Source organism: Streptomyces sp. ISL-94, assembly GCF_018614075.1.
In the GTDB taxonomy this organism is placed as follows: domain Bacteria; phylum Actinomycetota; class Actinomycetes; order Streptomycetales; family Streptomycetaceae; genus Streptomyces.
This window is the reverse complement of record NZ_JAGGOZ010000008.1, coordinates 1-22,836: the sequence shown is the minus strand read 5'-3', so window position 1 is coordinate 22,836 and position 22,836 is coordinate 1. Positions and strand designations below refer to the sequence as shown.

The following is a 22,836-nucleotide window of genomic DNA, read 5'->3' as shown; positions in this document are numbered from 1 at the left end:
GGTACGCTGCCTGCTGCCCGCCTACGACGACGAGAGGCACCCGCCCGTGACCGCCTACCTCCCCGCCGCGAGGCTGCGCCGGGCCGCCTTCATCGGTGTGCTGTGCGCGGGACTCGCCGTCACCGCCACGGGCTGCGGGGACGACCCCGACGAGGGGACGAACGGGGTCGGGAAGCTCTCCGCGGACAAGATCGAGGAGAAGGCGAAGGCGGCCGCCACCGAGGCGGACTCGGTGCACCTGTCCGGCACGCTGGTGAGCGGCGGCAAGACCTTCACCCTCGACATGCGGCTGAAGTCGGACGGCGGCTCCGGCGAGGTGAAGTCCCAGGACGACACCTTCCAGCTGCTGCGGGTGGGGGAGCAGCTGTACCTGAAGGCGAACGCGGCCTTCTGGGGCAAGTCCGACTCGGCCGGCAAGCTCGGCGACAAGTACGTGAAGGTGCCGGAGGCAGACCCCTCCTACAAGCAGTTCCGCGGCTTCACCGACATGGACGTCCTGCTCGACGGGCTGCTCGGGCTGGAGGGGAAGCTCGCCAAGGGCTCCTACACCAAGGTCGGGCACACCCGCGCGGTCCAGGTCACGGCGGACGCGGGCAAGGGCGGCAAGCTCTCGGTGTCCCTGGAGGGGACCCCGTACCCGCTGCTCATGGAGCGTGCGGGCGGCGCCGGCCGGGTGGAACTCGCGGAGTGGGGCAAGACCTTCCCGCTCGACCCGCCCGCGCAGGACCAGACCGTGGACTACGGCTCCCAGCTCCCCACGACGAAGAGCGGCGACCCGGCCCCGGCTCCCTCCAAGGGCTCGGGCCAGGGCTCGAACCCCACCACACCCTGACCGGGCTACTCGGGCCAGGGCTCCAACCCCACCACACCCTGACCCGGGCTACTGGGCCGCCTTCTTCCGCTTCAGCAGCAGCTTCGGCAGGTGCGCCGGGATCGGCCGGCGCGTGATCGCCGGCGAGGCGAGCGGGGCCGCGGCCAGCGAGCCGCCCGGGAGGGCGGAGAGCGCCTGCGGCTCCAGCCGCAGCAGCCGGCACTCCCGCGCCCACCGCTCGGTCATCTCCTCCGAGTCGGGCGCGTTCAGCCGCTTGCCCTTGAGCTCGGCGACCGCCGCGTGCCACTCCTCGCTGCGGGGCGCGAGCTCCCGTACGGTCGCCGTCCAGGCCACCAGCCGGCCGCCCTTGTCCTTGCTCCGCACGGTCACCTCGGCGGCCGCGCCGTCGGCCAGGCCCGGGAACGGCTGCTCGCCGGGCCCGTCGCCGAGCACATGGGCCGCGCCGTCCACCCACGCGTGCCACAGGGCCCGGTCGGCTCCGGCGCCGCGGACCCAGATCAGGCCGGACTTCTTCGTGGCCTCCTCGACGAGGGCCAGGTCGAGCGTGCTGAGAGTCATGCGCACCAGAGTAGGGGAGGCCCGTGTGCGGTCCTGAGGCGGTCAGAGCCAGCCGTGGCGGCGCAACGCGCGGTGGATGGTGAAGCAGATCCCGACGATCGAGGCCATCACCATCGGATAGCCGTACTTCCACTGGAGCTCGGGCATGTGCTCGAAGTTCATCCCGTACACCCCGCAGATCATCGTCGGCACGGCGATGATGGCCGCCCAGGAGGTGATCTTGCGCATGTCCTCGTTCTGCGCGACCGTCGCCTGCGCGAGATTGGCCTGGAGGATCGAGTTCAGCAGCTCGTCGAAGCCCACCACCTGCTCGTGCACCCGCGCCAGGTGGTCGGCGACGTCCCGGAAGTACTTCTGGATGTCCGGGTCCACCAGCCGCATCGGCCGCTCGCTCAGCAGCTCCATCGGACGCAGCAGCGGCGCGACCGCCCGCTTGAACTCCAGCACCTCGCGCTTGAGCTGGTAGATGCGGCCCGCGTCGCCGCCCCGCGTACTGCCCTTGGCGGGGCCGGCGAAGACCGCGCTCTCCACCTCGTCGATGTCGTCCTGCACGGCCGCCGCGACCGCGATGTACCCGTCCACGACATGGTCGGCGATGGAGTGCAGGACCGACGAGGGGCCCTTGGACAGGAGGTCGGGGTCGTCCTGGAGCCGGTGGCGCAGCCCCTTGAGGGAGCCCTGGCCGCCGTGCCGGACGGTGATGACGAAGTCGGGGCCGGTGAAGCACATCACCTCGCCGGTCTCCACCACCTCGCTGGTGGCGGTCAGTTCGGCGTGCTCGACGTAGTGGATCGTCTTGAAGACGGTGAAGAGGGTGTCGTCGTAGCGCTCCAGCTTCGGCCGCTGGTGCGCGTGCACCGCGTCCTCCACGGCCAGCGGGTGCAGCCCGAAGGTGGCCGCGATCCCGGCGAACTCGGCCCCGGTCGGCTCGTGCAGGCCGATCCAGACGAAGCCGCCGTCCTCGCGGACCCGGCGGATCGCCTCACGCGGCGTCAGACAGACCGGCCCCAGCACGCGCCGGCCGTCGCGGTACACGGCGCAGTCGACCACCGCGCTGCTCGCCGAGGGATCGCGGGTGGTGTCGTATCCGGGCTGGGCGGGGCTGGACTTGCGCAGCGACGGACGGACGGCCGCACGCAGGTAGGGCAGCATCGACATGGCAGGCTCCTTCGCACGCACGGCTGCGGACCGTACGGGTGGGAGACCCTCCACCGCGGCGGGCGGGCAGGCCCGGCAGGCGGAAGGAACAGGACGGGAGGACAACGTTCTGCCGTCGCTCTTCTACTGATCGGAAGATCAATGGGGGCGGGAGACGCCCGTCACAGAAGCGGAAGAGCGATTGGTACTGCACGATCGACTTCGATCCATTGCAGCCCCACCTCCTCCGGCCGGTCCCCCTTGAGGGACGTCCTGTCTCCGGAGCCTTGAAACAACGCTTCTGCGTGCGGCCCCGAACAGCTGTCAACACTATCAGCCGACGGATGGTCAAGACCCGCCCTTTACCCGGCTGATACGAGTTCTATGCTCGCTCCATGGCAGAAATTCTGGCCCTCGTCGAGGCCCGGCTGCGCACCGCGTTCGGTGAACCCGACGCACGCGCCGCCGTCACCTTCCTGGGCACCGACCGCATCGAGGTACTCCGCTTCGCCGAGGGCGACCTCGTGCGGTACGCGACCCTCGGGATGTCCGCGCACCCGATGACCGACCCGACCGACGTCGTCGCCGACCCCGTACGCGGGCCGCGCGCCGAGCTGGTGCTGACCGTACGGGGAGGACTCGCGCCCACCGGCAAGCTGCTCAGGCCGCTCGCGGTGCTGGCCGCCTCCCCGCAGGTCGAGGGGCTGATCGTGGCCCCCGGAGCCTCGCTCGACGTGGGCGAACCGCTGTGGGACGGGGCGCCGTTCAGCACCGTCCTCGTGGCGGAACCGGGGGGACTGGTGGAGGACCTGGAACTGGACGAGCCCATGGACCCGGTGCGGTTCCTCCCGCTGCTCCCGATGACGGCGAACGAGGCGGCCTGGAAACGGGTGCACGGCGCGGCCGCCCTCCAGGAGCGCTGGCTCGCGCGCGGCACGGATCTGCGGGATCCTCTGCGTACCGCTGTCGCACTGGACTGAGACCGGCACCGGCCGCCCGGACGGGTGATCGCGTCTTGACGGGGCGCCGGGCGGGGAGGAGCGTGGCTTCCTATGAGGGGCGAACCAACTTGCCCGAAGTGCGGTGGCCGGGTCAGGGCGCCCGGTCTCTTCTCCGACTCCTGGCAGTGCCCTGTGCACGGCGCTGTCCACCCCCTGCAACCCGCCATCCCGCCCAGCGTCGAGGGCCTCGGCGTGGTCGTGCACCGGGCGCGGGTGCCCGTGTGGATGCCGTGGCCGCTTCCGGTGGGGTGGCTGTTCACCGGCGTCGCGTCCGCCGGTGACGACCGCAGCGGGGGCCGGGCGACGGTCGTGGCCTGCTCGGGTCCCGGTCCGCTCGGCGGCATGGGCGAGATGCTGCTGATCGCCGAGGAGCTCGGCGTCGGCCTGGGCGCACGGTTCGCGGGGATCGACGGCCCCGACCCCGGCGCGCACATCGACGTATCGGCCCCGCCGCACGCCAAGGTGGTCGCGGCGGGCCGTCCCACACCGCTGTGGCACCTCAACGGGGTCCCCGACGACCGGGCCGTCTTCGCCGGCGAGGCGCGGGGCCTGTGGCTCTGGGCGGTCGTCTGGCCGGAGCAGTCCGGACTCCTGCTGTACGACGAGCTCATCCTCACCGACCTGCGCGAGGCCGGAGCCGAGGTCGAACTCCTGCCCTGCGGGGCCCTGAGCCCGCGCATCCTGGGCCCGGCCTGACCTGCGACCGCTGACATGGGGGGCCTTCGGCCCGGTTATCCTGGAGTGTCCTCCCCCAGCCGGCGCCGGGAGGTGTCCCCTCCCGTCCGTCCAACCCATGGAGCCAGGCTGTGCGCATCGACCTGCACGCCCACTCCACGGCTTCCGACGGTACGGACACCCCCGCCGAGCTGGTGCGGAACGCCGCCGCGGCAGGGCTGGACGTGATCGCGCTGACCGACCACGACACCGTGGGCGGGTACGCCGAGGCCATTGCCGCGCTGCCCGCCGGGCTGACGCTGGTGACCGGGGCCGAGCTGTCCTGCCGGCTCGACGGGGTCGGGATGCACATGCTCGCCTATCTCTTCGACCCCGAGGAGCCCGAGCTCTTCCGTGAGCGCGAGCTCGTCCGGGACGACCGCACGCCCCGCGCGCAGGCCATGGTCGGCAAGCTCCGGGCGCTCGGCGTCGACGTCACCTGGGAGCAGGTGGCCCGGATCGCCGGCGCGGGCTCGGTGGGGCGGCCGCACATCGCGACCGCGCTGGTCGAGCTGGGCGTCGTACCCACCGTGTCGGACGCCTTCACGGCCGACTGGCTCGCCGACGGCGGCCGCGCGTACGCCGAGAAGCACGAGCTCGACCCCTTCGACGCCATCCGCCTGGTCAAGGCGGCCGGCGGCGTCACCGTCTTCGCGCACCCCGCCGCCGTCAAGCGCGGCGAGTGCGTGCCCGAGGCCGCGATAGCCGCGCTGGCGGCCGCCGGCCTGGACGGCATCGAGGTGGACCACATGGACCACGACACCGGCACCCGTGCGCGGCTGCGCGGCCTGGCGGCGGACCTCGGGCTGCTGACCACCGGATCCAGCGACTACCACGGCAGTCGCAAGACCTGCGGCCTCGGGGAGTACACGACCGACCCCGAGATCTACGGCGAGATCACGCGCCGCGCGACCGGGGCCTTCCCCGTTCCGGGCGCCGGCGGACGCGAGCGCTAGGCCTTCCGTCCCCTTCGGAACAGGTCCGCACTGCCCGTCCCACCGCCTTTTCTTCGCCACACCCCTCTCTCCTGCAAGGCCTCACTGTGTTTGATTTCGCCGTCTTCGGATCCCTGTTTCTCACGCTTTTTGTGATTATGGACCCTCCGGGTATCACGCCGATCTTCCTCGCCCTGACCTCCGGACGCCCCGCCAAGGTGCAGCGCCGCATGGCCTGGCAGGCCGTCTGCGTGGCCTTCGGTGTCATCGCCGTCTTCGGCATCTGCGGCCAGCAGATCCTGGACTACCTGCACGTTTCCGTGCCGGCCTTGATGATCGCCGGTGGTCTGCTGCTCCTGCTCATCGCGCTCGACCTGCTCACCGGCAAGACCGACGAGCCGAAGCAGACCAAGGACGTGAACGTCGCCCTCGTCCCGCTGGGCATGCCGCTGCTCGCCGGGCCCGGTGCGATCGTGTCCGTCATCCTGGCCGTGCAGAAGGCCGACGGGGTCAGCGGCCAGGTCTCCGTCTGGGCCGCGATCATCGCCATGCACGTCGTGCTGTGGATCACCATGCGCTACTCGCTGGTGATCATCCGGGTCATCAAGGACGGCGGCGTCGTCCTCGTGACGCGGCTCGCCGGCATGATGCTCTCTGCGATCGCCGTCCAGCAGATCATCAACGGCGTGCTCCAGGTGGTCCGCGGCGCCTGACCCGCGCGCCCGCCTACGCGAACGCCCCCGCACCGGATCGGATCGGTGCGGGGGCGTTCGGCGTTGTGTGGGAAGCGTCAGGAGGACGCGCTCTCGGCCGGTCGGATCAGAATGCGCTGGCCGACCGCGGCCGCCTGCTGCACGATCCGGTTGACGGAGGCCGCGTCCACGACGGTGCTGTCCAGGGCGGACCCGTCGACATCGTCCAGGCGCAGAATTTCGAAGCGCATGGGGCTTCTCCCTTCGTCAGTGTTCTCCTTGCACTGGTTCCAACGAAGTGTAGGAGGCAAACATTCCCTACGCTAAGGAAATTTTTTCACTGGCTAAGTACTAGCGGGCGCAGGAGTCCCAGAAGGCGACCAGCGCACGGGCTGTGACCTGCGGATTCTCCGCATTGGGGGAGTGTTCGGCGGCGGGAACGACGACCCGTTCGGCCCCCAGGCGACGGGCCATGTCGTCCATCAGCGGGACCGGCCAGGCGTAGTCGACCATCCCGGACAGGACCAGCTTCGGCAGCGCGACCGCCGCCAGCTCCTCCACCCGGTCGGGCTCGGAGATCAGCACCCGGCCGGTGGCGATCAGCTGCTCGGGGAGGGTGGCCAGCCACCGCGCGCGCAGGAACTCCACCAGCTCGGGGGAGTTGGGGACGGCGTCCTGCGGGTCGTGGGACCGCATCGCCGCCCAGATCCCGGGCATGTCCTCGCCCATCGCCTCCAACGCGGCGACCAGCAGCTTCGTACGGCCCTGCTGCTGCTCGGAGATCGCCGCCGGGCCGCTGCTCATCAGGGTGAGGGAGGCGAAGGGGGCGGGATCGCGCAGCACGGCGGCGCGCGAGATCAGCCCGCCGAGCGAGTGGCCGACCAGGTGGACCGGACCCTCGCCCAGCGCCGCGGCCTGCGCCAGGACGTCCAGCGCCAGCTCCTCCAGGGCGTACGCCGACTCCTCGCGCGGCCCGGGCGTCTCGTACTGGCCCCGCCCGTCGACGGCGACCGCCCGGTAGCCGGCGGCGGCCAGCGGCTCCAGGAGGGCCACGAAGTCCTCCTTGCTGCCCGTGAAGCCGGGAACCAGCAGGGCGGTCCCGCGGGCGGCCCCGCCCGCCTCGTGCACGGCGAAGTCGCCGCGGGCGGTCGAGAGGCGGTACGCGCGGGCAGCGGCGGGCAGGGTGAGGCGCGGCGGCTTGCTCATGGCGCCGAGGTTACCGGCCCGTAGGGGCCTGGTGCGGCCCCCGGCCCGGGTACGCCGACGGCCCGGCTCCCTCGAAGGGGGCCGGGCCGTCGGAGCGCTCAGTGCGGGGCTTACGCCTTCGGCGCCTGGGCGGCCTTGCGGGGCCGCGTGGTCCGGCGCGGGGCCCTGACGGGCTCGACGGCGGGGGCCATCTGGAAGTCCGGCTCGGGAGCCGACGGCGCCACGACCTTGCGGGCACGCCGCGGCTTGACCGGGGCCTCCTCGGCCACCTTGGCCGGATCGGCGACGACCGGGGTCTGCGTGGCCTTGCGGGTCCGGGTGCGCTTCGGCTTGTCCGGAGCCTCCTCGGCGACCGCGTCGGCCACGGGGGCCTCGACCACGGCGGCCTCGGCGGCGGCGGGGGCCGCGGCGGGCTTGCGGGTGCGGGTGCGCTTCGGCTTGTCCGGAGCCTCCTCGGCGACCGCGTCGGCCACGGGGGCCTCGACCACGGCGGCCTCGGCGGCGGCGGGGGCCGCGGCGGGCTTGCGGGTGCGGGTGCGCTTCGGCTTGGCCGGAGCCTCCTCGGCGACGGTGCCGGAGACCGGGGCCTCGACCGCGTCGGCGACCGGGGCCACGGCGACCGGAGCGGCCTCGACGAAGGTGACCGCCTCGACGGCCTGAGCCGGTACCGCGCCCACACGGGTGCGACGGCGGCGCGGCCTGCGCGACTCATCGGCGGCCGGAGCCTCCGAGGCCTCGGGAGCCTCCGTCACCGGGGTGACGGCCGCGGCCTCGGCGCCCAGCTCGAGCTCGGTACCGCCGCGGGTGCGGCGACGCTGGCGCGGGGTCCGCGTACGGGCCGGACGCTCCTCCGTCACCACGGCGGCGGCAGCGGCAGCCGGACCGCGTCCGCCACGGCCACCGCGGCCGCCGGTCTCGCCCAGGTCCTCGACGTCCTCGGCCTTCAGGCCGGCCCGCGTGCGCTCGGCGCGCGGCAGGATGCCCTTGGTGCCGGCCGGGATGTTCAGCTGCTCGTACAGGTGCGGGGACGTGGAGTACGTCTCCACCGGGTCGTGGAAGTCCAGCTCCAGCGCCTTGTTGATCAGCTGCCAGCGCGGGATGTCGTCCCAGTCGACCAGGGTGACGGCGATGCCCTTCTTGCCCGCACGGCCGGTACGGCCCACACGGTGCAGGAAGGTCTTCTCGTCCTCGGGCGTCTGGTAGTTGATGACGTGGGTGACACCCTCGACATCGATACCGCGCGCGGCGACGTCGGTGCACACCAGCACGTCGACCTTGCCGTTGCGGAAGGCGCGCAGGGCCTGCTCGCGGGCGCCCTGGCCCAGGTCGCCGTGGACGGCGCCCGAGGCGAAGCCGCGCTTCTCCAGCTGCTCGGCGATGTCGGCCGCCGTGCGCTTGGTACGGCAGAAGATCATGGCCAGGCCACGGCCCTCGGCCTGGAGGATGCGGGAGACCAGCTCCGGCTTGTCCATGTTGTGCGCGCGGAAGACGTGCTGCGCGGTGTTGGCGACGGTCGCGCCCTCGCCGTCCTCGGAGACGGCGCGGATGTGCGTGGGCTGCGTCATGTACCGGCGGGCCAGGCCGATGACCGCGCCCGGCATGGTCGCCGAGAACAGCATCGTCTGACGCTTCGGCGGCAGGTAGCTCATGATCCTCTCGACGTCGGGCAGGAAGCCCAGGTCGAGCATCTCGTCGGCCTCGTCCAGGACGAGCGCCTTGACGTGCGAGAGGTCGAGCTTCTTCTGTCCGGCCAGGTCGAGCAGGCGGCCCGGGGTGCCGACGATGATGTCGACGCCCTTCTTGAGCGCCTCGACCTGGGGCTCGTACGCGCGGCCGCCGTATATGGCGAGCACGCGGACGTTGCGGACCTTGCCCGCGGTCAGGAGGTCGTTGGTGACCTGGGTGCACAGCTCGCGGGTCGGAACCACCACGAGGGCCTGCGGGGCGTCGGTCAGCTGCTCGGGCGTCGCCCGGCCCGCCTCGACGTCCGCGGGAACGACGACCCGCTCCAGCAGGGGAAGGCCGAAACCGAGCGTCTTGCCGGTACCGGTCTTGGCCTGGCCGATGACGTCCGTGCCGGAAAGGGCGACGGGGAGGGTCATCTCCTGGATCGGGAAGGGGGACACGATGCCGACGGCCTCAAGGGCTTCGGCGGTCTCGGGGAGAATCCCGAGGTCTCGGAACGTAGTCAGGGTGCTGCCTCTTCTGTGAGACGCGGCGCGAGGCGGCGAGGGGGGTCGTACCGTGCTGTGCTTGCAGTACTGCTACGTACGAAGCTGCGCGGGACCACTAGCCTTCGCTCAGGCGCATCTGCCGCTGAGGGGGCCCCTCGTAAGAGGCGGTACGTATGAACGTACGCACCACGCCGAGGGCGGTCGGTTGGAGCCGATCGGGCCACCGACCGGGCATCCTCATTCGGATGGCCCGCCGAGTATCCGGCAGGCGCATTACCACTGTACCCCGGAATCGCGCAGGTGTGTCGGGCGAATTCACCACGGCGGCGTGTTCAGGTGGACTGACAGCGACTCGACGTGGTGACTTGCCGCACCTTTCGGCGGGCTATTGTGCGGTGCATGTCGACCGTTGAAAACGCCTCGCCCGCCGACGACAGCAACCCCGCCGACGCGGCGGGCATCGCCGCCCAGGACTGGGCGACCGCCTCCGCCTCGCCGCAGTACCGGGCCGCCGTCGTGGACCTGCTCGGCGCGCTCGCGTACGGAGAACTCGCGGCGTTCGAGCGCCTCGCCGAGGACGCGAAGCTCGCGCCCACCCTCGACGACAAGGCCGAGCTCGCCGCCATGGCCTCCGCCGAATTCCACCACTTCGCGCAGCTGCGCGACCGGCTCTCCGCGATCGACGCCGAGCCCACCGCTGCCATGCAGCCCTTCGCCAAGGGCGTGGACGACTTCCACCGCCAGACCGCGCCGTCGGACTGGCTGGAGGGCCTGGTCAAGGCGTACGTCGGCGACTCGATCGCCAGCGACTTCTACCGCGAGGTCGCCAGCCACCTGGACACCGACACCCGCGCGCTCGTCGTCGGCGTGCTCGACGACACCGGTCACGGCAACTTCGCCGTCGGGAAGGTGCGCGCGGCGATCGAGGCCGACCCGCGCGTCGGCGGCCGCCTCGCGCTGTGGGCGCGCCGGCTGATGGGCGAGGCCCTCTCGCAGGCCCAGCGCGTGGTCGCCGAGCGCGACGCGCTCTCCACCATGCTGGTGGGCGGCGTCGACGGGATGGCGGCGGGCTTCGACCTGGCGGCCGTCGGCGAGATGTTCACCCGCATCACCAAGGCGCACACCAAGCGGATGGCGGCCCTCGGCCTCGCCGCCTGACGCGGCCATCTGCAGACGTACGCACACGTACGGCGGCCCCCGCAGCGCGATCACGCGCTCGGGGGCCGCTTGCGTCTACGCGTCAGCCCCCGGACGGGAGCGAAAACGGAGTCCTGTGGGCGGGCCTGCGGGGCCCGGAGGCCGGCCGGAGCAGCAGCGACACGACCACGGCCGACACCAGCACGGCGCCGAGGAAGGTCGCGGTGAGGGTGTTGTGCCCGGGGCCGAGCGCGAAGTGCATCAGATACGCCCCGAACAGCGCCCCCAGCACCCCGCTGACCAGCACCACTCTCGCCGAGGGCAGTCTGCGGGCGAGCACTCGCGCGGCTGTCGCGGAAAGGGCGAGGCCCAGCAGAGCAGAGCCGAGCGCTTCCATCAGCAGCATGAGGTCCCTCCCATACGTCAGGGCAAAGCGGGTCACTGCCGTCCTACCCGAAGCGGAAGAAAGGGAAACGGCCCGGTGGATTCAACCACCGGGCCGTTCCCCACAGTTCTCGGCACCTCGGTGCCACCGCGTCAGAGCGCGCCGAAGCCGACCTTGCGCACGCTCGGCTCGCCCAGGTCCACGTAGGACAGGCGGTCGGACGGCACCAGGACCTTGCGGCCCTTGTTGTCGGTGAGGCTCAGCAGCGGCGTGGTACCGGACAGAGCGGCGGCGACGATGCTCTCCAGCTCCTCCGCACTCAGGTCGCTTTCCAGCACGATCTCCCGGGGTGCGTGCTGCACGCCGATCTTGACCTCCACGGCTTTGTCCCTCCGACGATCCGTTCGCGCGATCAGCCGCGCCGTACGCGGTCCACATTAGCCCGGAGAGGGGACGGGAACTGCGTGGAGCGGACACGCTGGCAGCGAACACCGGCCGAGCCCGTCCGAACACCGGCCGAGGCCGTCAGCCCTCGCTGCCGTGCAGCGGGAAGCCCGCGATACCGCGCCAGGCGAGCGAGGTCAGCAGGCCGACCGCCGTGTCCCGGGCCACCGGGCTCTCGCTGGACAGCCAGTAGCGCGCCACCACCTGCGAGACACCGCCCAGGCCCACGGCGAGGAGCATCGACTCGTCCTTGGACAGGCCGGTGTCCTCGGCGATCACGTCGGAGATGGCCTCGGCGCACTGCAGCGAGACGCGGTCGACGCGCTCGCGCACGGCCGGCTCGTTCGTCAGGTCGGACTCGAAGACCAGCCGGAAGGCGCCGCCCTCGTCCTCCACGTACGCGAAGTACGCGTCCATCGTGGCGGCCACACGCAGCTTGTTGTCCGTCGTCGACGCGAGCGCGGTGCGCACGGCGAGCAGCAGGGCCTCGCAGTGCTGGTCCAGCAGCGCCAGGTAGAGGTCGAGCTTGCCGGGGAAGTGCTGGTACAGCACCGGCTTGCTCACTCCGGCACGCTCGGCGATGTCATCCATCGCCGCCGCGTGGTAACCCTGCGCGACGAAAACCTCCTGGGCCGCGCCCAGCAGCTGATTGCGTCGGGCTCGGCGCGGCAGTCGTGTGCCCCGCGGACGCGCTGCCTCGGTCTGCTCGATGGCTGTCACGCCGCCTCCCACTTTCTCTAAGAACACAGTGCGCTCTGCGCCGCGCCGCCATCGTACTTTTCGGTAATCGAATCTGGAGGGTTCAAGCCGAGTTTTCTCGCGGTACGGACCGCCGGAGGCGCTGGTCAGCGGTAGTCGTCCTCGTCCAGCGGCACCACCCGCGCCTGCTCGGCCGCGTCAGCGTCCGCGGCCTCGTGCCGTGCCCGGCCGACCTCCGGGTCGTCCTCGTGCGGCTGCAGTTCCGCCAGCTGCTCTGCCACGTCCGCCTCGGGCGCCTCCGGGTCCACGACTTCGGGAAACCGCTCCCGGAAGGTGTCCGGCTCCGCAGGGTCGACAGTCATTCCGCTCCCCTCGCTTCCTTGTGTCCTCTATGAGCCTAGGAGGATCGCGGTTACCCCGCTATACGGATCCGCAAGCGTCTGTGACCGCGAACACAACAAGTCCGGCGTGATCGTCTCGTAACATTGCCCGCATGTCTTCGACCGAGCTGCCGGGTGTACGGTCCACCACCGAGCTGTCCTCCCAGGTGGGAGCCGGCCGAGTGGCCGACGGAGAACAGCTGCGCACCGTCGCGCTGCCGGGGCTGGAACTCGCCGTACGGGTGCGCCCGCCCGTCCGTACCGGCCTGCCGCCCGCGCTGTTCGTCCACGGACTCGGCGGTTCCTCGCAGAACTGGTCCGATCTCATGGCGCAGCTCGCGGACACCGTCGACGGCGAGGCCCTCGACCTGCCCGGCTTCGGCTGGTCCCCGCCGGCCGCCGACCGGGACTACTCCGTCACCGCCTTCGCCCGCGTCGTCATCCGGCACCTCGACGCCGCCGGGCGCGGCCCGGTCCACCTGTTCGGGAACTCCCTCGGCGGCGCCGTCTCCACCCGCGTCGCCGCCGTACGCCCCGACCTCGTACGGACCCTGACGCTGGTTTCGCCCGCGCTGCCCGAGCTGCGCGTGCAGAGGTCGGCCGTGCCGACCGCGCTGCTCGCCCTGCCCGGCGTGGCGGCCCTGTTCGGCCGGCTGGCGCAGGCTCTGACCGCCGAACAGCGCACCAGGGGAGTGACGGACCTCTGTTACGGAGACCCCGGCCGGGTGACACCGGAGGGCTTCCGCAACGCCGTGGAGGAGATGGAGCGGCGGATGGCCCTGCCGTACTTCTGGGACGTCATGACCCGTTCCTCGCGCGGCATCGTCGACGCCTACACCCTGGGTGGGCAGCACGGACTGTGGCGCCAGGCGCAGCGTGTCCTCGCACCGACGCTGCTCGTCTACGGTGGCAAGGACCTGCTCGTCTCGTACCGTATGGCGCGCAGGGCCGCCGCGGCCTTCCGGGATTCGCGGCTGCTGAGCCTGCCCGAGGCCGGGCACGTGGCGATGATGGAGTACCCCGAGGTGGTGGCAGCCGGCTTCCGGGAGCTGCTCAGGGACACCGAAGACGGCAGAGGCTGAGGACCGTGGGACGACATAGTCGCAAGGACCCCGCTCCTGCCCCGGCGCCCGCGCCGGCGGAGCCCGACCCCCTCCCGTACGAGCGGTACGAGGCCTACGAGCGCTTCGAGGCCTTCGAGGCCTTCGAGGCCTTCGAGGCGTACGGGAAACCGCGCGTCCGGGCATGGCCGGAACCCACCGTCACCCACCACGGGTACGTGCCCCAGGACCCGCCCGTCCCCGGCGGCCATCCCGCCGATCCGTACGAGCCCCGCGGCGCCCGGGGGACCGGCGCCGGCTCCGTGTACGGGGACTGGCGCGGGGTGCCGCGCCCCCGCAGCGCGCCCCCGGCCGCCGCCTTCGACACCGACACCCCCGCCTTCGGCACCCCCGCGGTGGGCTTCCCGCAGATCACCCTGGACCCGCCACCCGCGCCCGCACCGCCCGCGCCCCGGCGGGTCTCCGAGCCCGCGCCCGACGCCGTCACCTCCACCGGCTCGCACCGCCGCGTGCCCGGACCGCGCAAGCCGGCCGACGCCGCCGCCGAGCCCGTGGCGCCCGAGCGGCCCGGCTCGGGGCGCGGCCGGAAGGCCCGCACCTACACCTGCATGGCCGCCGCGGCCGTCACCACCGTCCTCGCCGTCGTCGTCGCCGTCCAGGCGGCCTCCGACGGGGACGGCGCCCCGCACGGACCGCTCGCCGCCATGGACGAACCCCGGGCCGACGCCGCCGCCCACCGCCCCGACGGCGCACCGGCACCTGACGCGGTCGCCGCGGCGCCGTCGGCCTCGGCGTCCGCTCCCGCGCAGGAGCCGACGTACGAGCAGAAGATGGCCCAGCAGCTGCCGATCGACGAGAAGCTCACCGGGCCCGGGACCTTCGACACGGTCCCCGGCGTGGCCAAGGCACCCGGCAAGGGCAAGGTCGTGCGCTACCGGGTCGACGTCGAGCAGGGCCTGGGCCTGGACCCGCAGCTCTTCGCCGAGGCCGTCCACCGCACCCTCAACGACGACCGCAGCTGGGGTCACGGCGGGACGAAGACCTTCGAGCGCGTGCCGGGCGGCGAGGCCGACTTCGTGATCACCCTGGCCAGCCCGGGGACCACCGGGGCCTGGTGCGCCAAGTCCGGGCTCGACACCACCATCGACAACGTCTCCTGCGACTCCGCGTCCACCGACCGCGTGATGATCAACGCGTTCCGCTGGGCCCAGGGCTCGGCGACCTACGGCCCGGACCAGATGTTCGCCTACCGCCAGATGCTCATCAACCACGAGGTCGGCCACCGCCTCGGGCACGGCCACGTCAACTGCCGCACGCCGGGGGCGCTCGCCCCGATCATGCAGCAGCAGACCAAGTCCCTCGACATCGACGGCATCTCGTGCAAACCCAACCCGTGGGTGTATCCGGGGAATTGACATCCTGGACCTGTTGCACGGGCTGCGGGAGGAGCGGGGGGCGGTCTCTGCGGTGCTGTCGGCCCCGGCCGAGCGGTATACGCGGGCGCTGCTGGCGGCGGTACCGAGGGTGGACGCGCGGCGGGGTTCCCGGGCGAGGGCTGCCGCTGCGCGGAGCTTCTCAACGCCGGCGGGACTGCCCGGCTCCGCGCCTCAAACGCCGGCGGGGCTGGAAGGTTGCCGGGCGCCGCGTTTCGCGGCAGGAGGTGTTCGCGTAGCACCCAACGCCCGACGCTTCACGCCTTCTTAGCGTGCTCGAACGCGAACCGTACGGGAAAGTTACGACTCTTCACCCCTTCCGGTGGCGCGACGGACAACCGTCCGTCGCGCCTTCGGCATATCCGCTTGAGTTCTTCCGCGGCGGGTCGCCGGACCGACGGCGACCGCCCTGAACGGGAGATCGGGGGTGCCACTCGTGCGGATCGGACTACTCACGGAAGGTGGTTATCCGTTTGCCACGGGAGAGGCGAGGCTGTGGTGCGACCGGCTCGTGCGCGGGCTCCCGCAGCACGAGTTCGAGCTCTACGCGCTGAGCCGCACCGCCGAGCAGGAACGCGCCCGCGTCCCGCTGCCCCAGCACGTCACCCGGGTCCGGACCGCCCCCCTGTGGGCCCCGGCCGACGACGGGCGGACGTACTCCCGGCGCGAGCGCCGGCGGTTCGCCGACTGCTTCAGGGAGCTGGTCCGCGGGATCTGCGCCGGCGAGCCCGGGGCCTTCGCGTCCGGGCTCTACGGGCTCGCCGAACTCGCCCGCGAACAGGGCGGGCTGTACGCGGCCCTGCGCTCCGAGTCCGCGGTGCGTCTGCTGGAGTCCGCGTGCCGGGCGCCGGGCGCGGGCCGGGCCGTACAGGCGGCGCAGGTGCCGGACCTGCTGGAGGTCGTGGACGAACTGGAGCGCATGCTGCGGCCGTTGTCCCTCGACTGGTACGAGGAACTGGGCAGTCTCGGCGCGGTCGACGTCTGCCACGCGGCGGCGGGCGGGGTCGCGGCGCTCCCCGGACTGCTGGCCAAACGCTTCTTCGGAGTTCCACTGCTGGTCACCGAGTACGGGGTCCAGCTGCGGGCCCACTACCTGGACCACCGGCCCGACGCGCGGCCGGCCGTACGGGTCCTGCTCGCGGCCTTCCACATCCGGCTCGCCGGCGAGATCTACGACCGGGCCGACCTGCTGACCCCGGGCAACGCGCACGCGCGGCGCTGGCAGGAGCGGTGCGGGGCCACCCGGGACCGGGTGCGGACGGTCTACCCCGGGATGGAGGCGGACCGATTCGCCACCGTCGGGGAGGCCGTGGACGGCGGGGACCCCGACACGCTCGTGTGGGTCGGCCGGATAGAGCCCGCCAAGGACCTCATCGCCCTGCTGCACGCCTTCGCCGAGGTCCGCAAGGCCGCGCCGCAGACGCGGCTGCGGATCTTCGCGACGGCCGTGGCCCCCGGCTACCTCGCCGACTGCACGTCCCTGGCGGCGCAGCTGTTCCCGGACGAGGCCGCCGACGCCGTCACGGTCGGGGAGAACCCCGTCACCTTCGAGGAGATCGGCGGACCGGACGCGCCGTCCCCGGCGGAGGCGTACGGCGCCGGGCGGGTCGTCGTGCTGTCCTCCGTGATCGAGGGCTTCCCGATCACCCTGGCCGAAGCGATGTTCTGCGGGCGGGCCACCGTGTCCACGGATGTGGGTGCCGTGTGCGAGGTCATCGGGGGCACCGGGCTGGTGGTCCCGCCGCGCAACCCGCGGGCCCTCGCCGAGGCCTGCCTCTCCCTGCTGGGCGACCCCGAGCGCGCCCAGCGGCTGGGGGCCGCCGCCCGGGCGCGGGCCCTGGAGCTGTTCACCGTCGAGCAGAACGTGGCCGCCTTCCAGGAGATCTACCTGCGGCTCCTGGCCGGCGGCTGCGCCCGGCCGGACGGTGACATCCCCTTCGCCCACCCCCCGGAGGCCCGGGTCCCCGGCCACTGGACCACCCCCACGTGGGCCACCGCCCCGGAGGCAACCGTATGACCACCGCGAACCCGGGCATGCCGGCCCCTTCGGAGGCGCCGCCACCCCCGAGGGGGGCAATTCCAGCCTCGCCGGCGTTTGAGGCGCGGGGTCCGGGGCGGAGCCCCGGCAGCGGCGCCGCACCTGACACCTCGTTCCCCGGCGCAGCCGCAGGGGCACCGGTGAGCACCCCGGAAGCAGCGACGCCGCAGGCGGCCCGCCGGCGGGCCAAGGGAGATCCCGTCAAGGCGCTGCTGCACCGGCACCGGGAGCTGTGCGAACGGGCCGTCGACCCGCTGGAGATCGCCGCCGGGCTCGAGACCCACGGGATCACCGACCGCACCGCCGCGCGGTTCCGGCACCGGGACGTCTTCTCGCTCGCCGAGGAGCTCTACGCCCGGACCCCCCGCGGCGACGCACCCGCCGCCACGGCCGCGCGGACCCCGGCCCGGGCCCCCGCATTCCGGGGGTTCGGGTACGCCCTGCTGCCCGGCGCCCTCGCCTTCGGGGCGGCCGCCGCCGGGCTGCCGTGGGCCGGGCCCGCCGCCGTGGCCGTCACCGTCGCCGCCCTCGTGTGGCCCGGGCGGGCCGCCGGCGGCCGGTTCCCCTTCGCCGCGCACCTGCTCGCCGCGGCCGCCACCGGCTGGGCCGCGCACCGGCACGGCACCGCCCTCGCCGTCGGCCTCGCCCTGGCCACCGCCCCCGGGCACCTGCTCGCCGCCGCCTTCGCCGCCCGCGCCAGGGCCCGGCTCGCCGGGAGCCGCGCCCTGGAGGACTTCACCGACCGGGCCCGGCCCCTCCTGCTGGCGGCCGTCGCCGCGTTCACCGCGGCCGCCGCCGGGGCGGCCGCGCTCGCCGGAGCACCGCTCACCGCGGCCGTACCGCTCGCCCTGGTCCTGTTCCTGACCCGGCTCCTGCTCCGCCACGGCGCCCACCGCGGGCCCGTGGCCGCCGCTCTGGCACTCGCCCTGCTCCCCTTCCCCGCGGCGGCCGCCGCCGCCGCGGCGGGACTCCTCGTACACGCCGTCCTCGCGCTGTCCCGCGCATCCGCACATGCGCTGCCCCATCCACCCACTCGCAAGGAGAAACAGAAGATGACCGGCCAGCCAACCAATCAAGGGGCCACGCGATGAGGGTGCTGCTGATCGGAGCCAACGGATACCTCGGCCGCTACGTCGCCGACCGACTCCTCGCCGACCCCGCCGTCCAGCTCACCGCGCTCGGCCGCGGCGACGACGCCGACGTCCGCTTCGACCTCGCCACCGGCAGCCCCGGCGCGCTCACCCGGTTCCTCGACGCCGTCCACCCGGGCGTCGTCATCAACTGCGCCGGCGCCACCCGCGGCGGGGCCCGGGAGCTGACCCGGCACAACACCGTCGCCGTCGCCACCATCTGCGAATCGCTGCGCCGCAGCGGCTGCGGGGCCCGCCTCGTCCAGCTCGGCTGCGCCGCCGAGTACGGGCCCAGCCAGCCCGGGTCGTCGACGGCCGAGGACGCCGTCCCGAGACCAGGCGGGCCGTACGGCGTCAGCAAGCTGGCCGCCACCGAGCTGGTGCTCGGTTCCGGGCTGGACGCCGTCGTCCTGCGGATCTTCTCGCCCGTCGGCCCCGGCACCCCCGCCGGGTCCCCCCTCGGCCGGCTCGCCGAGGCCATGCGCCGCGCGATGCAGTCCGGCGACGGCGAGCTCAAGCTCAGCGGGCTCGGCGTGCACCGCGACTTCGTGGACGTACGGGACGTGGCGCGGGCCGTGCACGCCGCCTCCCTCTCGGCCGCCCAGGGCGTCGTCAACATCGGCACCGGCCGCGCGGTCCGGCTGCGCGACGCGGCCGCCGTCCTGGCCCGGGTCGCCGGATACGGGGGCGCCCTGCACGAGCTGGACGTCCCGCACGGCGGACCGCAGCAGCACCCGCACCCGCACCCCGGCCGCCCGGCCGGGCTCGCCGCCATCGGCTCCCCCCGCGCCGAGGCGACGGCCGAGCAGCTCGCCGCCGCGGCCCCGCCCCCGTACCCGTACCCGTACCCCGACGGCTGCGGGGCCTGGCAGCAGGCCGATGTCCGCACCGCCCGCGACCGCCTCGGCTGGCGGCCCCGGATCAACCTGGAGGAATCCCTCGCGGACATCTGGATGGAGGCGGCGTGCCGTATCTGACCACCCCGCCGGGGGCCGCGGCGGCCCCCACGACCGAGGCCGGCCGTCTCGGCCTCGGCATTCCCGGCTACGCGCACCCGCTGCTCGCCCCCGTCGAGTGGGCCGAGCTGAGCCGCCCGGGCACCCCGCTGCACTGGGCCGTGCTCAATGTCACCGACGGCCCGGGCGGGCGGCCCGACCCGCACTGCACGGAAGCCGCGGCAAAGCTCCGCGGCATCGAAGGCGCGGGGCCCCGGCTCCTCGGCCATCTCGCGATGCGAGACGGTGAACGGACTTTCGGGGAGCTGATCTCCGACGCCCACCGCTTCCGCGACTGGTACGGGGTGGGCGGCTTCTACCTCGCAGGCGCCCCGGCCGGCAAGGCGGAACTGGCCTCGGTGCGCCGGGTCACGGACACCCTGCGCGGCCTCGGCGAGGACATCCGGATCGTGCTCGGGCACGGCACCCACCCCTACGAGGGCTACGTGGAGGCCGCCGACCAGCTGGTCACCTTCTCCGGGGCCTGGGGCGACTACCGCTGGTCCCAGGTGGCGGAGTGGACCGCCGACCATCCGGCGGAGCGGTTCTGCCACCTCGTCCACGGGGTGCCCCGCACCCACCTGGAGGAGGCCATGCGGATCGCCCGCTGGCAGGGCGCGGGCACCATCTGGTTCACCGACCGGCGCGGGGCCGGGGACCGGGACCCATGGGCCTCAATGCCCGCGTACTGGGACGAAATCGTCTCACGTATCGGGACAGGTGTCTTGGAATGAAGACGGGCGTGGCAGTGTTACGGGATAGAACAACCTACAAATGCTCCCCGCGTCCGCGGGGATGACCCTGGAGTCCCCGTGTCGCTGCCACCCCTGGTTGAGCCGGCTGCTGAGCTCACCGTTGACGAGGTCCGCCGGTACTCGCGTCACCTGATCATCCCCGATGTCGGGATGGACGGCCAGAAGCGCCTGAAGAACGCCAAGGTGCTGGCCGTGGGCGCGGGCGGCCTCGGCTCGCCCGCCCTCATGTACCTGGCCGCGGCCGGCGTCGGCACGCTGGGCATCGTGGAGTTCGACGAGGTCGACGAGTCGAACCTCCAGCGCCAGATCATCCACAGCCAGGCGGACATCGGCCGCTCCAAGGCCGAGTCGGCCCGCGACAGCGTACTGGGCATCAACCCGTACGTGAACGTGGTCCTCCACGAAGAGCGGCTCGAAGCCGAGAACGTGATGGAGATCTTCAGCCAGTACGACCTCATCGTCGACGGCACGGACAACTTCGCCACGCGCTACCTGGTCAACGACGCCTGTGTGCTGCTGAACAAGCCGTACGTGTGGGGTTCGATCTACCGCTTCGACGGCCAGGCCTCGGTCTTCTGGTCCGAGCACGGCCCGTGCTACCGCTGCCTGTACCCGGAGCCCCCGCCGCCGGGCATGGTCCCGAGCTGCGCCGAGGGCGGCGTGCTGGGCGTGCTCTGCGCGTCCATCGGGTCCATCCAGGTCACCGAGGCCATCAAGGTCCTCACGGGCGTGGGCGAGCCGCTGGTCGGCCGCCTGATGATCTACGACGCCCTGGAGATGCAGTACCGCCAGGTCAAGGTCCGCAAGGACCCCGACTGCGCGGTCTGCGGTCCGAACGCGACCGTCACCGAGCTCATCGACTACGAGGCCTTCTGCGGCGTCGTGTCGGAGGAGGCCCAGGAGGCGGCCGCCGGTTCGACGATCACTCCCAAGCAGCTCAAGGAGTGGATCGACGACGGCGAGAACATCGAGATCATCGACGTCCGCGAGATCAACGAGTACGAGATCGTCTCGATCCCCGGCGCGCGGCTGATCCCCAAGGGCGAGTTCCTGATGGGCACCGCCCTCCAGGACCTGCCCCAGGACAAGCGGATCGTCCTGCACTGCAAGACGGGTGTCCGCAGTGCGGAAGTCCTCGCGGTCCTGAAGTCCGCGGGCTTCGCGGACGCGGTCCACGTCGGCGGCGGCGTGATCGGCTGGGTCCACCAGATCGAGCCCGGGAAGCCGGTCTACTAGTCGCACCCCGAAGGGGCCGTACCGCACACGCGGTACGGCCCCTTCAGGTGTTTCCGGGTCCGCGCGGTCTCAGGCGCCGAGCGGCTCGGGCGGCGCCGCGGGTGACTCCGATTCCGCCGGGCTCTGCGCCGGCGCCGGCGTGCAGACGGCGTTGGCGCCCGGCATCTTCCCGTCCAGCAGGTAGGAGTTCACGGCCTGCTGCACGCAGGTGTCGCCGCTGTTGTAGGCGCCGTGGCCCTCGCCCTTGTACGTGAGCTCCACGCCCACGCCGGGGCCGAGCCGCTCCATCATCTTGCGGGCCCCCTCGTACGGGGTGGCCGGGTCGCCGGTATTGCCGATCACCAGGATCGGGGCGGCTCCGGGGGCGGACACGTCCGGGGTCTCCCAGGCGCCCGCGACCGGCCAGCCGGTGCAGCCCATCATCGCCCAGCCGAGGAAGTCCCCGAAGACGGGCGAGGCCGAACGGAACGCCGACAGCTTGGCCTTGGTCTGCTCCAGCGAGTAGCGGTCCTTGGAGTCCGCGCAGTTGATGGCGGTGTTCGCGGCGCCGATGTTGCTGTAGCGGCCTTCCTGGTCACGGCCGTTGAGGGCATCGGAGAGCGCGAGGAGCAGCTGCCCCTGGCCGCCGTCCGCCTCGTCGAGGCCCTGCTCCAGCAGCGGCCACAGCTCCTTGGAGTACAGCGCCTGGGCGATGCCGTTCGTCGCGGCGGTCTCGGTCAGCTGCCGGTCGCCGATGCCGGCGACGGGCTTCGCGGCGAGGTCCTTCTGGAGCTTGATGATGTTCGCCTCGATCTCCCGGGCGGTGCTGCCCTGGAGCCGGCACTCGTCGCCGCGGTCCACGCAGTCCTGGGCGAAGTTGCCGAGCGCGAGCTGGAAGCCGTTGGCCTGGCCGAGCGCCCCCTCCTCGGAGGTCTTCGTCGGATCGACGACGGCGTCGAAGACGGCCCGGCCGACGTTCTTCGGGAAGAGGTGGGCGTAGACCCCGCCGAGCTCGGTGCCGTAGGAGATCCCGAAGTAGTGGAGCTTCTCGTCGCCGAGGGCCTGGCGGATGCGGTCCAGGTCGCGGGCGGCGTTGGAGGTGCCGACGTGCGGGAGGAGCTTGGCGGAGTTCTTCTCGCAGGCCTTCTGATAGGTGCGGATGTTGTCGGCGAAGGCCTTCTCCTGCGCCGGGGTCGCGGGGGTGGAGTCCTGGGCGTAGTACGCGTCCAGCTGCCTGTCGTCCTCGCAGCGGACGGGGGCGCTGCGGCCCACCCCGCGGGGGTCGAAGCTGACCAGGTCGTACCGGGTGCGCAGGGCCTCGTACTCCTTGGCGGCGCCGGGGAGCGTGCTGATGCCGGAGCCGCCGGGGCCGCCGAAGTTGAAGACCAGCGACCCGATCCGGTTCTTCCGGTCGCGGGCCTGGGCGCGAATGAGCGCGATCGGGATGGTCTCGCCTTCGGGCTTCGCGTAGTCGAGCGGGACGTCGAGGGTGGCGCACTGCCAGTCCTTGGGCGGGGCCTGGCCGCCGCCCTCCAAGGGGGTGGGGGCCTCGCAGGCGCCCCACTTGAGGGGCCGGACCTCCTTGGTGCCGTCGGCCTTCGTCTTCTTCCCGTCGCCGTCGTCGGAGCACGCGCTGGTGGTGAGCAGCGCGGCCGCCAGGGCGGCGGTGACGGTGACCCGCTGGACTTTTCTCGGCATGCCCCCATCCTCTGCGCCGTTCGACCGGCCCGCCCCCGCGCTGACCCATCCGGGCGGTCGGGGGCGATCCGGCGGCGGTTCCGGGCGGTTCCGGTGGGGCCGGGCGCGCGCCGGGGCGGTTCCGGGCGGGCCGGGCGTGCACTGGGGGGCTTCCGGTGGGGCCGGGCGCGCGCCGGGGCGTCTCCTCGGGCACCGAACGTGGCCAGGGGGTGGACAG

General features: G+C 72.8%; 23 protein-coding genes. 13 read left to right on the top strand and 10 right to left on the bottom strand.

Features of this window, described 5'->3' with window-relative positions; all coding sequences use genetic code 11:
* The first annotated feature begins 46 nt into the window (after positions 1-46).
* Positions 47-832 carry a hypothetical protein gene (locus J7E94_RS02310; protein ID WP_215011862.1) on the top strand — a complete coding sequence of 262 codons (786 nt, stop codon included), beginning with the start codon at positions 47-49 and terminating at the stop codon, positions 830-832.
* Between the two features lie 48 nt (positions 833-880).
* Here J7E94_RS02310 and J7E94_RS02305 read toward each other — a convergent pair whose 3' ends face one another.
* Together J7E94_RS02305 and J7E94_RS02300 are read right to left on the bottom strand one after the other, a co-directional pair.
* On the bottom strand, positions 881-1,390 hold the full coding sequence (locus J7E94_RS02305) for a hypothetical protein (RefSeq protein ID WP_215011860.1): 510 nt from the start codon (positions 1,388-1,390) through the stop codon (positions 881-883).
* A 42-nt stretch (positions 1,391-1,432) separates the two neighbouring features.
* Positions 1,433-2,548, bottom strand: a complete 1,116-nt coding sequence (locus J7E94_RS02300) for a magnesium and cobalt transport protein CorA (protein ID WP_215011858.1) — start codon at positions 2,546-2,548, stop codon at positions 1,433-1,435.
* Between the two features lie 374 nt (positions 2,549-2,922).
* On the opposite strand from J7E94_RS02300, the gene J7E94_RS02295 reads away from it, so the two are divergent.
* The 4 genes from J7E94_RS02295 to J7E94_RS02280 all read left to right on the top strand — a co-directional run bounded on the left by J7E94_RS02295 (position 2,923) and on the right by J7E94_RS02280 (position 5,890).
* The gene (locus J7E94_RS02295) at positions 2,923-3,507 is read left to right on the top strand and encodes a suppressor of fused domain protein (RefSeq protein WP_215011856.1); all 585 of its coding nucleotides are present in this window, start codon (positions 2,923-2,925) and stop codon (positions 3,505-3,507) included.
* Between the two features lie 72 nt (positions 3,508-3,579).
* On the top strand, positions 3,580-4,224 hold the full coding sequence (locus J7E94_RS02290; RefSeq protein ID WP_215011855.1) for a DUF6758 family protein: 645 nt from the start codon (positions 3,580-3,582) through the stop codon (positions 4,222-4,224).
* A gap of 110 nt (positions 4,225-4,334) precedes the next feature.
* Entirely contained in the window at positions 4,335-5,198 is an 864-nt protein-coding gene (locus tag J7E94_RS02285; protein WP_215011853.1) for a PHP domain-containing protein, read from the top strand.
* A gap of 86 nt (positions 5,199-5,284) precedes the next feature.
* A complete protein-coding gene (locus J7E94_RS02280) occupies positions 5,285-5,890 on the top strand; it encodes a MarC family protein (RefSeq protein WP_215011851.1) in 606 nt (201 codons plus the stop codon).
* Between the two features lie 77 nt (positions 5,891-5,967).
* On the opposite strand, the gene J7E94_RS02275 is transcribed toward J7E94_RS02280, so the two are convergent.
* From J7E94_RS02275 to J7E94_RS35275, 3 genes are all read right to left on the bottom strand, one after another.
* Complete coding sequence (locus J7E94_RS02275) at positions 5,968-6,120, bottom strand: hypothetical protein (RefSeq protein WP_215011849.1); 153 nt, start codon at positions 6,118-6,120, stop codon at positions 5,968-5,970.
* Positions 6,121-6,220: 100 nt separating this feature from the next.
* Positions 6,221-7,075 carry an alpha/beta fold hydrolase gene (locus tag J7E94_RS02270; protein WP_215011847.1) on the bottom strand — a complete coding sequence of 285 codons (855 nt, stop codon included), beginning with the start codon at positions 7,073-7,075 and terminating at the stop codon, positions 6,221-6,223.
* Positions 7,076-7,185: 110 nt separating this feature from the next.
* Positions 7,186-9,201: a DEAD/DEAH box helicase gene (locus J7E94_RS35275; protein WP_308344410.1), complete on the bottom strand. Its 2,016-nt coding sequence runs from the start codon at positions 9,199-9,201 to the stop codon at positions 7,186-7,188.
* Positions 9,202-9,648: 447 nt separating this feature from the next.
* Here J7E94_RS35275 and J7E94_RS02260 point away from each other — a divergent pair, with 447 nt between their 5' ends.
* Positions 9,649-10,407 carry a ferritin-like fold-containing protein gene (locus tag J7E94_RS02260; RefSeq protein WP_215011845.1) on the top strand — a complete coding sequence of 253 codons (759 nt, stop codon included), beginning with the start codon at positions 9,649-9,651 and terminating at the stop codon, positions 10,405-10,407.
* Between the two features lie 82 nt (positions 10,408-10,489).
* Here J7E94_RS02260 and J7E94_RS02255 read toward each other — a convergent pair whose 3' ends face one another.
* From J7E94_RS02255 to J7E94_RS02240, 4 genes are all read right to left on the bottom strand, one after another.
* Entirely contained in the window at positions 10,490-10,792 is a 303-nt protein-coding gene (locus tag J7E94_RS02255) for a hypothetical protein (RefSeq protein ID WP_251056005.1), read from the bottom strand.
* A 131-nt stretch (positions 10,793-10,923) separates the two neighbouring features.
* A complete protein-coding gene (locus J7E94_RS02250) occupies positions 10,924-11,151 on the bottom strand; it encodes a DUF3107 domain-containing protein (protein ID WP_215011843.1) in 228 nt (75 codons plus the stop codon).
* Positions 11,152-11,296: 145 nt separating this feature from the next.
* On the bottom strand, positions 11,297-11,935 hold the full coding sequence (locus J7E94_RS02245) for a TetR/AcrR family transcriptional regulator (protein WP_215011841.1): 639 nt from the start codon (positions 11,933-11,935) through the stop codon (positions 11,297-11,299).
* Positions 11,936-12,060: 125 nt separating this feature from the next.
* Positions 12,061-12,276, bottom strand: a complete 216-nt coding sequence (locus J7E94_RS02240) for a hypothetical protein (protein ID WP_215011839.1) — start codon at positions 12,274-12,276, stop codon at positions 12,061-12,063.
* Positions 12,277-12,407: 131 nt separating this feature from the next.
* Between J7E94_RS02240 and J7E94_RS02235 the strand changes: the two genes are divergently transcribed.
* From J7E94_RS02235 to moeZ, 7 genes are all read left to right on the top strand, one after another.
* On the top strand, positions 12,408-13,376 hold the full coding sequence (locus J7E94_RS02235) for an alpha/beta fold hydrolase (protein ID WP_215011838.1): 969 nt from the start codon (positions 12,408-12,410) through the stop codon (positions 13,374-13,376).
* 5 nt (positions 13,377-13,381) lie between these two features.
* Positions 13,382-14,770, top strand: coding sequence for a DUF3152 domain-containing protein (locus tag J7E94_RS34100; protein ID WP_308344407.1), 1,389 nt, complete (start codon positions 13,382-13,384; stop codon positions 14,768-14,770).
* A 454-nt stretch (positions 14,771-15,224) separates the two neighbouring features.
* The gene (locus J7E94_RS02220; protein ID WP_215011837.1) at positions 15,225-16,805 is read left to right on the top strand and encodes a DUF3492 domain-containing protein; all 1,581 of its coding nucleotides are present in this window, start codon (positions 15,225-15,227) and stop codon (positions 16,803-16,805) included.
* Between the two features lie 161 nt (positions 16,806-16,966).
* Positions 16,967-17,917, top strand: a complete 951-nt coding sequence (locus tag J7E94_RS02215; protein ID WP_215011836.1) for a hypothetical protein — start codon at positions 16,967-16,969, stop codon at positions 17,915-17,917.
* Positions 17,914-18,933: an NAD-dependent epimerase/dehydratase gene (locus tag J7E94_RS02210; RefSeq protein WP_215011835.1), complete on the top strand. Its 1,020-nt coding sequence runs from the start codon at positions 17,914-17,916 to the stop codon at positions 18,931-18,933. Before J7E94_RS02215 ends, J7E94_RS02210 begins: the two co-directional genes overlap by 4 nt.
* Positions 18,921-19,685 (top strand): spherulation-specific family 4 protein, encoded by a 765-nt coding sequence (locus J7E94_RS02205; RefSeq protein WP_215011834.1) that lies wholly within the window; start codon positions 18,921-18,923, stop codon positions 19,683-19,685. Before J7E94_RS02210 ends, J7E94_RS02205 begins: the two co-directional genes overlap by 13 nt.
* Positions 19,686-19,763: 78 nt before the next feature.
* Positions 19,764-20,942, top strand: coding sequence for an adenylyltransferase/sulfurtransferase MoeZ (gene moeZ, locus J7E94_RS02200; RefSeq protein WP_215011833.1), 1,179 nt, complete (start codon positions 19,764-19,766; stop codon positions 20,940-20,942).
* A 69-nt stretch (positions 20,943-21,011) separates the two neighbouring features.
* Here moeZ and J7E94_RS02195 read toward each other — a convergent pair whose 3' ends face one another.
* Positions 21,012-22,619 (bottom strand): alpha/beta hydrolase, encoded by a 1,608-nt coding sequence (locus tag J7E94_RS02195; protein ID WP_215011832.1) that lies wholly within the window; start codon positions 22,617-22,619, stop codon positions 21,012-21,014.
* Positions 22,620-22,836 lie beyond the last annotated feature (217 nt).

Bases quoted from the DNA above. Each gene is read 5' to 3' on its own strand.
- J7E94_RS02305 (WP_215011860.1), bottom strand. From the start codon at position 1,390: ATGACTCTCAGCACGCTCGACCTGGCCCTCGTCGAGGAGGCCACGAAG.
- J7E94_RS02300 (WP_215011858.1), bottom strand. From the start codon at position 2,548: ATGTCGATGCTGCCCTACCTGCGTGCGGCCGTCCGTCCGTCGCTGCGC.
- J7E94_RS02295 (WP_215011856.1), top strand. From the start codon at position 2,923: ATGGCAGAAATTCTGGCCCTCGTCGAGGCCCGGCTGCGCACCGCGTTC.
- J7E94_RS02290 (WP_215011855.1), top strand. From the start codon at position 3,580: ATGAGGGGCGAACCAACTTGCCCGAAGTGCGGTGGCCGGGTCAGGGCG.
- J7E94_RS02275 (WP_215011849.1), bottom strand. From the start codon at position 6,120: ATGCGCTTCGAAATTCTGCGCCTGGACGATGTCGACGGGTCCGCCCTG.
- J7E94_RS02270 (WP_215011847.1), bottom strand. From the start codon at position 7,075: ATGAGCAAGCCGCCGCGCCTCACCCTGCCCGCCGCTGCCCGCGCGTAC.
- J7E94_RS02260 (WP_215011845.1), top strand. From the start codon at position 9,649: ATGTCGACCGTTGAAAACGCCTCGCCCGCCGACGACAGCAACCCCGCC.
- J7E94_RS02255 (WP_251056005.1), bottom strand. From the start codon at position 10,792: ATGCTGCTGATGGAAGCGCTCGGCTCTGCTCTGCTGGGCCTCGCCCTT.
- J7E94_RS02240 (WP_215011839.1), bottom strand. From the start codon at position 12,276: ATGACTGTCGACCCTGCGGAGCCGGACACCTTCCGGGAGCGGTTTCCC.
- J7E94_RS02235 (WP_215011838.1), top strand. From the start codon at position 12,408: ATGTCTTCGACCGAGCTGCCGGGTGTACGGTCCACCACCGAGCTGTCC.
- J7E94_RS02210 (WP_215011835.1), top strand. From the start codon at position 17,914: ATGAGGGTGCTGCTGATCGGAGCCAACGGATACCTCGGCCGCTACGTC.
- J7E94_RS02195 (WP_215011832.1), bottom strand. From the start codon at position 22,619: ATGCCGAGAAAAGTCCAGCGGGTCACCGTCACCGCCGCCCTGGCGGCC.